Origin of the sequence: Corallococcus sp. AB030 (genome assembly GCF_003668965.1) — a bacterium.
GTDB lineage: Bacteria > Myxococcota > Myxococcia > Myxococcales > Myxococcaceae > Corallococcus > Corallococcus exiguus.
Window position 1 is genome coordinate 1 of sequence record NZ_RAWQ01000093.1, and the last position, 13,463, is coordinate 13,463.

7 protein-coding genes are annotated in these 13,463 nt (G+C 68.5%); all 7 read left to right on the plus strand.

The annotated features are described in order from the left end of the window. The first annotated feature begins 329 nt into the window (after positions 1-329). The 7 genes from D7Y15_RS21965 to D7Y15_RS21995 are packed head-to-tail and all read left to right on the plus strand — an operon-like array spanning position 330 to position 13,441. Entirely contained in the window at positions 330-1,166 is an 837-nt protein-coding gene (locus tag D7Y15_RS21965; protein WP_120577039.1) for a hypothetical protein, read from the plus strand. A gap of 4 nt (positions 1,167-1,170) precedes the next feature. Then, positions 1,171-1,983: a TIGR02452 family protein gene (locus D7Y15_RS21970; RefSeq protein ID WP_121753815.1), complete on the plus strand. Its 813-nt coding sequence runs from the start codon at positions 1,171-1,173 to the stop codon at positions 1,981-1,983. A 42-nt stretch (positions 1,984-2,025) separates the two neighbouring features. Next, a complete protein-coding gene (locus D7Y15_RS21975) occupies positions 2,026-4,302 on the plus strand; it encodes a carboxypeptidase-like regulatory domain-containing protein (RefSeq protein WP_121753816.1) in 2,277 nt (758 codons plus the stop codon). 54 nt (positions 4,303-4,356) lie between these two features. Beyond that, positions 4,357-6,606, plus strand: a complete 2,250-nt coding sequence (locus tag D7Y15_RS21980; protein ID WP_233597001.1) for a carboxypeptidase-like regulatory domain-containing protein — start codon at positions 4,357-4,359, stop codon at positions 6,604-6,606. A 28-nt stretch (positions 6,607-6,634) separates the two neighbouring features. After that, entirely contained in the window at positions 6,635-8,758 is a 2,124-nt protein-coding gene (locus D7Y15_RS21985) for a carboxypeptidase-like regulatory domain-containing protein (RefSeq protein WP_233597002.1), read from the plus strand. Between the two features lie 53 nt (positions 8,759-8,811). Beyond that, positions 8,812-11,094, plus strand: a complete 2,283-nt coding sequence (locus D7Y15_RS21990; protein WP_233597003.1) for a carboxypeptidase-like regulatory domain-containing protein — start codon at positions 8,812-8,814, stop codon at positions 11,092-11,094. Between the two features lie 58 nt (positions 11,095-11,152). Beyond that, positions 11,153-13,441: a carboxypeptidase-like regulatory domain-containing protein gene (locus D7Y15_RS21995; protein ID WP_233597004.1), complete on the plus strand. Its 2,289-nt coding sequence runs from the start codon at positions 11,153-11,155 to the stop codon at positions 13,439-13,441. The last annotated feature ends 22 nt before the right edge of the window (positions 13,442-13,463 follow it).

Here is a 13,463-nt window from a genome sequence, read left to right on the forward strand (position 1 = left end):
GCTCCCACCCTCCTGTCGCCCGTGAGGGTGACACCCGTGCCGCTGGCGCCTCACATGGAAAGCAGTACGGGCCGGAACGGCAACGCGCACCTGCCGGGCAGGGTGGTGCGCCGCTAGTGAGCACTTGTGATCGCGCCGCGCGCGCATCCATCCACGGACGACATCCGCATGACCCCGTGGGGCCGGTCGTCACCGCCTGCCCGCTTGCCGCCACCGCCGGGGTCTGCCGGGCCCCATTCCAAGGAAGACGGGGGGCCGTGTTAGGACGGAGACACGTCCCGTCCCGCGGCTGGAGCGCGAGGGCGCGACGCCTCTTCCTGGAAGGACTCATGCGTTCGACTTCGGCACTGGCGTTGATGATGGCTTCCCTCGCGGTGGGCGCGCTGTCGGCTTGCGGCGACGACGGCGACAAGACGGACAACACCCCGGACTCGGGCACGAGCACGGACGCGGGCACGAACACCGACGCCGGCACGAGCACGGGCAACGGCCAGTGCCCCGCCTCCGCGATCCTCTGCGAGAACTTCGACAAGGGGCAGAACGGCTGGAAGCACCCGGACGAGGACCACCACGCCACCATCGCCATCGACGGCACGCGCACCCGCTCCGGCAGCGGCGCGCTGCACGTGAAGACGGACCCGGGCTACAACGAGGACACGGGCCCGGGGGACCAGCAGGCCATCGCGCACCTTCGCAAGGACATCCCGGCGTTCGGTACGAAGCTCTACACGCGCGCGTACGTGTACCTGAACCGGGCCTCGCCGGAGGGCGTGATGGGGACGTACTTCATCCTCTTCTCGCCGAAGGACAACGACTTCGGCGGCATCGAGCTCCAGGGGATGCACAACGGCGCCTTCGCGCTGGATGACTGGAGCGGCATCAAGGGCACGGGCTGGAACCTCCAGGAGGACACGAAGGTCACGGTGTCGCCCAACAAGTGGACCTGCATCGAGTGGGGCGTGGAGCGCGCGAACAGCACCGCGACCACGGGCCACGCGCTGGTGTGGGTGGATGGGAAGCAGGCCTACGACTTCCCCAACGTGGGCATCCGGCCCTTCACCAACTTCGGGGTGGGCTACGGCTTCGTGCACCCGAAGGGCGACTCCGCGTCGGAGACGTGGATCGACGACCTCGCGGTGGCGCCCGAGCGCATCGGCTGCGAGTGACGCCATGTCACTGAACCGCGTCGCGGACGAGACCCTTCACATCCTGGATCAAGGCACCTACGTGCCGCTGTCCGGGCGGGAGGTGTCCATTCGCGACGCGGTGTCGCGCGCGGTCGAGGGCACCGTGCTGGTGCGCCCCGGTGACTTCGAACACCTCATGCGGCCCGCGCCGGTGCCGGGCTTCACCATCGAGGTGACGCCAGAGAAGACGGGCGACGCCGCGCGCCGGCTGGTGGAGCAGGAGGGTGAGCGGCGGGTGCTGGCGCTCAACTTCGCGTCGGCGGTGAACCCGGGCGGCGGCTTCCTCACGGGCGCGAAGGCGCAGGAGGAGGACCTGGCGCGGTGCTCGGCGCTGTACCCGTGCCTGTTGAAGTGGCCGGAGTACTACGACGTGAACCGCAAGCTGCGCTCGCCGCTGTACACGGATCACTTCATCTATTCGCCGGACGTGCCGTTCTTCCGCAACGAGCACTACGACCTGCTGGAACGGCCGTTCTCCGTGTCGGTGCTGACGGCGCCCGCGCCCAACGCGCGGGAGTTGCCGACGAAGGATCCGGAGGTCGCGCAGAAGCTGCGCGAAGTGCTGGCCGCGAGGGCGCTCAAGGTGTTGCAGGTGGCGGCGCACCATGGGCACCGCACGATCATCCTGGGAGCCTGGGGCTGCGGTGCGTTCCGCAACAACCCGCACGACGCGGCGGAGGCCTTCGCGCGAGGGCTGTCCACGATGGCGGGCGCGTTCAGCCGGGTGGTGTTCGCGGTATACGAGCGCGGTGGGAAGGGGCCGAACCTGAGCACCTTCCGCGAGCGCTTCGGCTGAGGGCCTGTCTGGCGTTCATGCGCGCCTGCTAGCCTTGTGCGCATGCGATGGAGCCAGGTGGGGCTCGTGGTGGGGATGCTCGCGTGCGCGGGCACGTCGAATCAGAAGCCGGTGTCCGTGTCCGAGGTGGCGCGCACCGAGGCCGCGCCCGCGTCCGCGCTGCTCACGGTGCTGGCGAAGGATGCGGAGGGCAGGCCGCTGCCCCACATCGAGTTCCGGATCCGGGAGGCCATGGCGGATCATCCCGAGGTGATCTGGGGCACGACGGATGCCCAGGGGAAGACCGGACTGACGGTGCCTCCCGGCTGGTACGTCTTCACCGCCGAGGCCTTGGGCTACCAGACCTTCGTGGATCCGGACGTGCGGCTCGGGCGCGAACACCCGGCGACCGTGACGATGACGCTCCGTTCCTCCAGGTCGGTCCCCGGGCGCGTGGTGGACGGCGCGGGTCAGCCCCTTCGGGCCGTGTCGCTCTCGTGGATACCGGCGGACACGACGGCGCCCCGGTTGGACCTCGTGGGGAACCCGGACGGAACCTTCCGGTTCGAAGGCATGGGGCCCGGCCCGGGCGTGTTGCTGGCACGGCACAGGGGCTACAGCGACGAGCGGTGGGTGCACGACGCGCGACCCTCGGAGCTGAAACTCATCCTGCGCGAGCAGGGCACGCTGCGGGTGACGGCCTTCGATCCGAAGGGACGTCCGGTGGGATCGCCAAGGGTGGAGGTCAAGGCGCTCGAGCCCGTGGCGAAGGAGGGCGCCTGGATCGATGAGCACGTGAAGGACGCCCGGATGTACCGGGGCCTGGAGGCAGGGCGCTACCGGGTGACGTTCACGCATCCTCTGGGTGGGAACGCGGAGTGGAGCACGTCCTCGGAGGTGGAGGTCGTGGCGGGGCAGACTCGCGAGCTGACGCTCCGCTTCGAGGGCGTGGTGGAACGCGCACCGCTTCGGGGCCGCGTCATCGACGCCGACGGACGGCCCGTGGCGGACGCGTGGCTGAGCGCCTCGTCGGGTGATCCGAAGAAGGACGCCTTCGCGAGCGAGGACTCCACCCGGACCGACGCGCAGGGGCGCTTCACGTTGGAACACCTGCCGCAGGGACCTGTTCGCGTGGAGGTCTCCAGCGGGATCGTGAAGGTCGAGTTCGGTCCGGAGGCCAAGGACGTGTTGCTGGAGCGGCGTCCCAGTCCCTTCGTGGAGGGACGCGTGCTGGGACCGGATGGAAAGGCCCTGACCCGTTTCAAGGTGAACTCGGAGACCTACGAGGATCCGGAGGGGCGCTATCGGTACACCCTGGAAGGTCCTGGGCCCGCGGGCCTGGTTTTCGAGGCGGAGGGACTCGCGAGCACGCGCATGCGGGTGGATCCCCGCGAGGAACGGACCGCCCTGCCAGACGTGAGTTTGGAAGCAGGCCGCACCGTGCGCGTCCGGCTCGTGCGGGAGAACGGGCAGCCGGCCGTGTCGAAGGGAAGAATGGACCTGCATCCGTTGCCCGGGCGCGAGTCGACGTTCGCCTGGTTCCAGACGTTCCGGATCGTGGATGCCGATGGCCGCGACGTGCTGGAGAACGTGCCGCGCGAGCCGTTCATCCTCGATGCGGAGACGGAAGAAGATGGAACGGCCTCACAGCCGTTGGGCGCGGACGTGGAGGAGGTGACGATGCGGCTCAGTCCGGAGGCCACGCTGGCTGGCACGATGGTGGATGAAGTGGGGCGCCCCTTGCAGGGCCTCAGCCTGATGACGGGGTGCGAGGTCTATCCCGACCGGGTGCCCGTCACCGACGCGGAGGGACGGTTCAGCTTGTCGGTCGTCCCGGAGCGCGAGTGTGTCTTGAGTGTCTATCAATACAAAGACCCAGGCGGTTGGCCCATGCCCCCGCTGCGCGTTTTCTGGCCCCTGCGATTCAACAGTGGCCGTCCAGGAGAGACGGTCCGGGTGGAGCTGCGGCCGCGCACGGGCCCCGCTGCCGTGCAGGTCTTGTTTCCGGATGCGGGCGAATGGGATCGGGTCATCCTCGTGCCAGGGGATGTTCCGATGCCGTCGACGGCGGAGGCCATGAACGCGCTGATAGCCTCCGCTGCCGAACCGGATTCGGCCCCCGCCGAGCAGCGCCCGGAACGCCAGGTCGAGAACTGGTTCTATCGCGCCTGGGGTGAGCCCCGGTTCAGCCAGCTGCCTCTGGGGCGCTACACGGTGTTCGTGCTCGGAAGCCGTAACGGGGTCTTCGTGCTCCGCTACCCCGTGAACCTCACGGAGCCTGGCGTCCACAGGTTCGAGACGAAGCGCGCCGTGGTGGGGGGCGTGCACTTCGTTCACTGACGGAGCCATGCCTCACGATGGCCTGCTAACCTGCGGGGCATGCGATGGAGCTGGGTGGGGCTCTTGGCCGTGGTGCTCGCGTGCGCGGAGGCGCCGCGTCCGGTGATGAAGCGTTGGCCTCAGGAAGAGGTGCCGGTGGGCGTCCGCGTCGTGGATGCGGCGAACCAACCGGTTCCAGGTGTTTCCCTGGTAGCGCGCCGCGCGGATCGCGGGTCCTCCGTCGCCAGGGGAGGCACCACGGATGCGACCGGCACGGCGCGGCTTCAGGTGATGCCGGGCTGGTATGTCCTCCAGGCGGAGGCGCCCGGCTTCGTGAGCGTGACCCGCACGGATGCGCGGGTTCCTTTCGGTGATGAGGTTCGTTGGGACGTGACGCTGGAGCGCGCCGCGCCCGTCGCCGGTCGCGTGGTGGACCTGGAAGGACGGCCCGTCGCGGGGGCTCGGCTTGAACTCCGCTTCGCGAACGAAGACGTGGCCGTCCCGCCGACCGAGAGCGATGCGGAAGGGCGCTTCCACTTCGACGGCGTTCCCGCCGGAGCGGTGACGCTTCGCGCGGAGAAGGACGCTTGGAGTCCGACGCGGCTGAAGCTCGCGGCGCCCGCACCGGAGTTGACGGTGGTGATGGGGGGACTCGGCAAGATGCGGGTCCGGGTGCTGGATCCCCAACAGCATCGACTGGCCGAGCCTTCCGTCTCGATCTCACTCGAGGAGGAAGGCGAGCGTCCGATGACGAAGAGCCCGATCCAGGTGCCCGAGGGCATCCTGTTCCTGAACCTTCCCGCCGGTCGCTACCACGTCTCGGGTCGATACGAGCCCTCGGTGGGATGCGAGTGGGAACGTGTCATCGAAGTCCAGGTGCTTCCGGGGCAGCAGACGGAAGCGACGGTGAGCTTCGAAGGGGTCGAGGGGTTCGGGCCCTGGCGCGGGCGTGCTGTCGACGACAAGGGAAGGGCGCTTGGCGGTGGACAGGTGATGGCCTGGATGGGGGAGCACGGAGAGGGTGCACTCGGTCTGCGCGGACGGTGTGAAGCCCGCGTGGAGCCGGATGGATCCTTCGCTCTTTCACGTGTGACCGGGCCTCCGGTCCAGGTGGTCTGGGATTCCGACAAACCGTCACCCACGCGGATGTCGAAGGGCGCGAACGGGGCGGGGGCGGGCGAAGCGCTGGTGTTTCCTCCGGAGGGCGGGACTCTGAAGGGCCGTGTGGTGCGCCCGGATGGGCAGCCCGTGGGCTACTTCGAAGTCGACGGATACTTTCCGGGGAATCAACGGGGCGAGTACGTGCAGGGCGTGTGGATGAACCATACCTATCAGTGGGTCATCGACGTGTTGGGCTTCGCTCCCGCCCTTGTGCGCGCGCAGGGGCGGGTTGGGGAAGAGCTCCAGGTTCCGGACGTCGTGCTCGACGAGGGCCGCACCGTGCAGGGCCGCGTCTTCGCGAGAAGCGGTCGCACGGGCGTGCCCAATCAAGAGGTCCAGCTCGTGGAGACGTTCGACCTGGACGGGCATCGGTCGAATCGCCCGCGGGCGGCGATGACCGACGCCGAGGGGCGCTTCCAATTCGAGCATGTGGCGGGCCGGCTCCTGTACCTGCGCGTGGACGCGAAGGAACACGGGACCGTGCTCCAGGCGCTCAAGCCCGAAGAAAGCGAGGTGCGGTTGCGACTCGTTCCCAACGCGGAGTTGCACGGCTCCGTGACGGACGGCGCACGGGTTCCGTTCGCGAGGGTGAGCCTGGAGGTTCGCTGCGAAGGTGATTTCAAGGTGAGCGCCGGAACGGACTGGGCGGGCCTCTACTCCGTGAACATCCCGGGGGATCGTGAGTGCCAGGTGCATCCCGCGGGAAGCCACCTGAGCGTCGGGGAGATGTACCTGCCGCCCCCTGCGTCCTTCTCACCGACGCGGGTTCGACTGGAGCCCGGCTCGCGCCAGAGGTTGGACCCGACGCCTCGCCAAGGCGCTGCCTCTCTGGAGGTGGGCGTCAAGGCATCTCGCGAGTTCGTCACCGCGTTCGTGCTGCCAGGAGACGTGCCGTGGCCCCGCACGCTCGAAGCGTTGGATGCGCTCATCCGGGCCGGTTTCAAGCCGGAAGACGATGACGACGGCTTCACTCCCTCATTCATGTTGGGGGCGTTCTTCCACTTCGGCCATCTTCCCCTGGGGCACTACACGGTCTTCATCCGGGAGCAGATCGATGGAGCGGACTCGGTCCTGCGCGTGCCCGTGAATCTGACCAAGTCCGGCGCGCACGTCATCCGGTCCGAGCGTCCCGCTCGGGCAGACGGAAGGCCATACACGCGCTGACGCGAACCCATCGCGTATGCTTCACGCCATGCGATGGAGCTGGGTGGGGCTCGTTGCCGTGGTGCTCGCTTGCGCGGGCACGCGTCCGGAGTTGGAAACGCCCGGACCGGCGAATGAAGTGACGTGGGTGTTCCGGGTCGTGGACCCGGGGGGACAGCTCGTGTCCGGTGCGCGGGTGAACGTCTGGCGCGCGGAGCTGTCGCAAGACAACGCGCTGCCCGGCATGACGGACGCAAAGGGGACCGGACGTGTTGCGCTGAAGCCGGGCCGGTATGCCGCGGAGGTCCAGGCCCGGGGCTTCGTGACGGCATTCCGCACGGACATCCGGATCGCGCCGGATTCGAGGCCGCGGATGGAGCTGGCCCTGGCGCGCGCGGTGCCACTCTCCGGACGCGTGGTGGACACGGAGGGAAAGCCGCTGAACAGCGTCTGGCTCCGGTTTGTCTCTTCCACCGTCGCCACCCCGCTCGTGCAAACCTCCAGTGACACGCAGGGCCAGTTCACCCTCCAGGGCGTGGCCGCGGGCGAGGGCCTGCTCTATGCCAGCAAGGCGGATTGGAGCTGGCACCGCTTGAAGGTCGTCACTCCCCAGCCCGAACTCACCATCGTGATGGGCCAACACTCGTCATTGCTCGTACGGGTGGTCGACCCCGAGGGCCGCGTGGTCCCGAACTCCCGTAGCTTCGTGAGGCCCATCGACCGGAATGTCGGCATCTCGCACGCGTCCGAGCAAACGGCTGAGGGAACGCGCCACCTGCGACTCCCGGCGCAGCGCTATCGCGTGTCGGCCAGCTACGCTCCTGCGTCTGGGTGCTGGTGGGACCGCACCGTGGACGTCGACGTCCCTCCCGGACAGCAGGCTGAATTCACGGTGAGCTTCGAAGGCGTCTCCAGTGCGGGAGTCTGGACGGGCCGGGCTGTGACTCCCGACGGGAAACCGCTGGCTGGCCTGGTGCTTCGGGCCACGGCGCTCAAGACGCCGGCGGGCGGGGACCTCATGGGCGAATGCATGACGACGACAGACCCGGACGGACGCTTCGAGTTGAGGCATCCCCTGGCTCGGCCCTACAAGCTCGCACTCGGGTCCATGGATGGGCTTCGCCGGAAGATGGGCGTCGCGGAACAAGCACCTTCCGGCCCCAATGGCGGGCCCGTGGTGTTCCATCCTCCTGGCGCGCTGCTAGGAGTCGAAGCTCGCGCGCGCGAGGAACTGACGCTCCCTGACATCACGCTCGAACCCGGTCACACCGTCGTGGGCCGGGTGTTCCACGAAGATGGGCAGACAGGGGTTCCCCATGCCCGCGTCGAGCGGGTGGCCCCCGCCGACCTGGAGACCCCGCGCGACGAGCACCGCGCGGCGAATGAAGCGAACGAGGCGGGCCGCTTCCACATCAAACAGCTGCCCCGAAGCACCCAGTTCCTCCGGGTGACCGACGAGCAGGGCGGAACGGCCTTGTACGAGGTCGGAGCTCACGAGGACCAGGTGGAGGTGCGGCTGACCGCGGACGCGGTGCTCCAGGGGGGCGTGACGGATGGGGCGCGCGTTCCGCTCGCGGGCGTGACCGTCCGGGCGCGCTGCGAGGCCGGGCTCGACACCCGCACCACGACGGATGAAGCAGGCCACTACGTGCTGCGCGTTCCGGGGGACCGCGAGTGCTTCGTGCAGGTTTCGGATGAGCCGCTCCGGGATGCCCAGTGGCCCCGGCCCGCGCCGCTGGTCTTCTCACCCCAGCCCGTCTCGTTCTCGCCACACGCGCGCGAAAGCAGGGACTTCGTCCCGAGGTACGGTGGGGTCGCGCTCCAGGTCCACTTCCCGGAGCCACGCGAGAAGCTGGAGACCTTCCTCGTTCCCGGCGATGTGGACATGCCGAAGACGTACGGAGCCATGCGGATCCTCCAGCGCTCCGCATTCACCAGCGATCCCGCCGCGAGGAAATGGCCGCCGGAGGATCCTGATGTGCCGGGGGCTTACTTCTGGCGCACGGACTTCGCCTTCAGCCACCTGCCGCCCGGCCGCTACACCTTCTTCGCCGTCGATGGGGAGTTTGGACCGTCGGTTCTGCGCGTGCCCGTGGACCTGAAGCAGGGCGAGATGAAGTCCCTCCGGCTCGGCTTTCCCGCCGACAGTGGGGGGACGCTGCTCGTGCCCTGAAGCCCGCATGCACTCCGTCCACGGCCGCGTCACGCCCTGCTAACCTGAGGGGCATGCGATGGAGCTGGGTGGGGCTCGTTGCCGTGGTGCTCGCTTGCGCGGGCACGCGTCCGGAGTTGGAAACGCCCGGACCGGCGAAGGACGTGACGTGGATGTTCCGGGTCGTGGACCCGGAGGGGCAACCTGTATCCGGTGCACGGGTGCGGGTCTGGCGCGCGGATCTGTCGCAAGACAGCGCGCGGCCTGGGACGACGAATGCACAGGGGGCGGGGGCCCATCTCCTGAAGCCTGGCTGGTATGCAGCGGAGGTCCAGGCACGAGGCTTCGTGACGGCATTCCGCACGGACATCCGGATCGCGCCGGATTCAAGACCGCGGATGGACCTACCCCTGGCTCACGCGGTGCCTCTCTCCGGACGGGTGGTGGATGCGGAGGGGAAGCCCGTGAGCGACGTCCGGCTCCGGTTTGTCTCTTCCAGCGTCGCCGCCCCGGTCGTCGAAACCACCAGTGATGCGCAGGGCCACTTCACCTTCGCGGGTGTGAGCGCTGGCGAGGGGTTGCTCTATTCCGACAAGGAGGAGTGGAGCTGGCAGCGGTTGAAGGTCCTCACGCCCCAGCCCGAGCTCACCGTCGTGATGGGCCGGCGCTCGTCATTGCTCGTGCGGGTGCTCGGCATCGACGGACGCGTGGCCCCGAAATCCTCGAGCTTCGTGAGCCCCATCGACCGGGGGGTCGACCTCTCGCACGAGTCAGAGCGAACGCCCGAGGGGACCGTCCACCTGCGACTCGCGGCGCAGCGCTATCGCGTGACGGCTGTCTACGTTCCTCACGCCGGTTGCTGGTGGATGCGAAGCGTGGACGTCGAAGTCCTTCCCGGGCAGCAGGCCGATGTCACCGTGAGCTTCGAGGATGTCGCCCGTGCGGGCCCCTGGATGGGCCGGGCGGTGACGCCTGACGGCAAGCCGCTGGCCGGCCTGCGACTGCTCGCCACGGCGCTCAAGGCTCCGGAGGACAAGGGGCCCGGAGGCGAGTGCGAGACCCTCACCGCCCCGGACGGAAGCTTCGAGTGGTTGGGTGCCCTGGCGCGGCCTCACAAGCTCGAGCTCCGAACCCAGGCAGCTTACCGGCTGATGGGCGTAGCGGAACAAGCGCCTTCCGACATGAAGGGCGGACCCGTGGTGTTCCGCTCGCCTGGCACGCTGGTGGGACGGGTCCTCGGGCCCGACGGAAAGCCTGTGCCCGAGTACAGCGTCGATTGGGCATCCTTTACCGAACCCGAAGGTCGTTTCAGCCGGGAGCTGTGGGCGTCTCGCACCTACTCGCTGATCGCCAGTGCTCCGAACATGGCTCCGACGCGCGTGCGTGTCGAAGGCCGCGAACATGAGGTGAGGGCGGTCCCGGACATCATGCTCGACGCCGGGCACTCCGTGGTGGGGCGGGTCGTCGAGGCGGATGGCCTCACCCCGGTGCCCCAAGCCAGGGTCGAACTGGTGGACCCCGACGATGTGGACATCCGGCGTTCGTACTTTCCCCATGCGCTTCCCGCCGACATGGCCGGCGGCTTCCGGTTCGACCGCGTGCCCCGGCGACGGCAATACCTTCGGGTGAATGACGAGAAGGCCGGGACGATCCTGTACGCGCTCGGGCCCGGCGAGGACCGGGTGGACCTCACGCTGAAACCCGACGGAACGCTCGATGGCTTCGTGACGGATGGCGCGCGGGTTCCTCTCGCGGGGGTGACAGTGCAGGTGCGTTGCGAGGCCGGGCTCGATGCCCGCGCCAAGACCGACGAAGCCGGGCACTACGTGCTCCGCGTTCCCGCGGACCGGGATTGCTTCGTGCATGCTTCAGAGGAGCAACTCCGGGATCGAGCGCCCTGGCCCAGGCCTCCGCCGCTCGTCTTTTCGCCCCAGCCCGTGGTGCTCTCCCCGCGTGAGCGTGAGCGCACGGACTTCGTGCCCCGAAGTGCTGGCGCCACGCTCCGTGTTCACTTCCCCGAGCCGCGTGAACGACTGGAGCCGTTCCTTGTCGCTGGCAATGCGCGCATGCCGAAGAGCTTCGCGGAGCTGAAAGCACTCCAGCGGTCCGCCTTCAGCATCGACCCGCCTTCACTCACCTGGCGTTCGGATGATCCGGACGTGCCCGGATATCAATTCCTGCAGAAGAACTTCACGTTCAGCCACCTCCCGGGGAAGCGCTTCACGCTCTTCGTCGTCGAACCCCAGGACACCGCGTTCGCGGTCCTGCGCGTGCCGGTGGACCTGACCCGCGAGGAGACGAAGTCCCTTCCGCTCCGCTTCCCCCTGGAGAGTGGAGGGGCGCTGCTCATGGATTGATGCCGGCGCCGTATCCGCGCCAGTCCCTGCTAACCTGCGGGGCATGCGATGGAGCTGGGTGGGGCTCTTGGCCGTGGTGCTCGCGTGCGTGGAAGCGCCGCGTCCTGTGCAGACGAATACCCGCTGGCCCATGGAGGAGGTGGCGTTCACGATCCGCACGTTGGATCCGGCCGGACAGCCTGTTTCCAGCGTGAGGCTGGTGGCACGCCGCGCGGATCGCGGGAGCCTGGTCATTAGGTCAGGCACCACGGATGCGACGGGGACGGCCCGGCTCCGGGTGATGCCGGGCTGGTATGTCGTCCAGGCGGAGGCGGCGGGCTTCGTGAGTGTGACCCGCGCGGATGCACGGGTCCCCGTTGGCGGAGAGGCGCGTCTGGATGTGACGCTGGAGCGCGCGGCGCCAATCGCCGGGCGCGTGGTGGATCTGGAAGGACGGCCCGTCGCGAGGGCCCGGCTTGGACTCAGCCTCGCCAACGAGGCTGTGTCCGTCCAGCCGACCGAGAGCGATGCGGAAGGGCGCTTCCACTTCGACGGCGTTCCCGCAGGGAGCGTGACGCTTCGTGCGGAGAAGTACGACTGGAGTCCGACGCGGCTGGAGTTCGTGGCGCCCGCACCGGAGTTGACGGTGGTGATGGGCGGGCTCAGTTCGCTGCGTGTCCGGGTGCTGGACCCCCAGGGCAGGGCGTTGCCAGGAGTGGCCACTCACATCAATGCGATGGACGAAAGGCGCCCCTTCGAGCGGTTCCCGGAGCAGGGTCCGGAGGACGTCGTCTTCCAGCAGCTTCGCGCAGGACGCTACCTCGTCACCGGCCGCTACGAGCCCTCACCGGAGTGCTGGTGGGATCGCTCCATCGAAGTCCAGGTCGCGCCAGGTACACGGACGGAGGCGACGGTCAGCTTCGAGGGGATCCACGGGCTGGGGCCCTGGCGGGCACGTGCAGTGGAGTCCAAGGGCCAGGGGGTTGCTGACCGCGAGGGAATGGCGTGGACGGGAAGCACATCGACCACCGAGGCAGGGCTGCGAGGGAAGTGTGATTTCCGCACGGCAAGTGACGGGAGCTTCATCCTCCCGCACCTGTTGGAGAATCCCGACTTCATCTCGATGACGGATTCCAGCGCGCGCTTCGAATGGAGGTCGCAAGGGTCACCGCCGCCGGGGACGGGTGAAGCGCTGGTGTTTCGCAAGGATGGAGGTGCTCTGAAGGGTCGTGTCGTGCGCCCGGATGGGCAGCCCGTGGGCTTCTTCGAAGTCGACGGACACCCCCCACACAATCCGCGGGGCGAGTACGTGCGATACGTGGACTTGACCCACACCTATCAGTGGGTCATCGATGTGTTGGGATTCGCCCCCGCCCTCGTGCGCGCGCAGGGGCGGGAAGGGGAAGTGCTCCAGGTTCCAGACGTCGTGCTCGACGAGGGCCGCACCGTGCAGGGCCGCGTCTTCGCGAGGAACGGACGCACGGGCGTGCCCCATCAGGAGGTCCAGCTCGTGGAGGCGTTCGACCTGGACGGCCATGGACCGCCGCGTCGCCTGCGGGCGGTGATGACCGACGCAGAGGGGCGCTTCCAATTCGAGCATGTGCCTGGCCGGCTCCAGTTCCTGCGCGTCGATTCGAAGGAACACGGGACCGTGCTCCATGCGCTCGAACCGAATGAGACGGCGGTGCGGTTGCGGCTCGTTCCCCATGCGGAACTGCACGGTTCCGTGACGGATGGAGCGCGGGTTCCGCTGGCGGGGGTGAGCCTGAACGTCCGCTGCGAAGGTGGGTTCACGGTGAGCTCCAGGAGCGACGGGGCGGGCCTCTACTCCATGAACATCCCGGGAGACCGCGAGTGCTTCGTGCATCCCGAAGGGAGCCCCCTGAACATCCGGCCGCCTTTTCCGCCCCAGCCGCCTCCGGTGTCCTTCTCCTCGACGCGGCTTCGTGTGTCGTCCGGCTCACGGCAGGCGTTGGATTTCGAGTCCCGTGAGGGGCCCGCGTCGTTGGAGGTGAGCGTCGAGGCATCTCGCGAGCTCATCACCGCGTTCGTGCTTCCGGGAGACGTCCCCTGGCCTCGCTCGCCCGAGGCGCTGGATGACCTGCTCCGGGCTGGCTTCGGACCCGACCCGATGCCGAACACATGGGAGTCGGAGTCCGGGCACGAGTCCTTCGCTCCCCACTTCATGTTGGGGGCGGACTTCCGCTTCAGTCGTCTTCCCCTGGGGCACTACACGCTCTTCATCCGGGACGAGCTGGAGGGAACGGACGCGATCCTGCGCATCCCCGTGGAGCTGACCGGGACCGGCGTGCACGTCATCCAGTCCGCGCGTCCTGGTCGCGGAGGCGGAAGGCCGTTCATGCGCTGATGCGAACCCATCGCGTATGCTT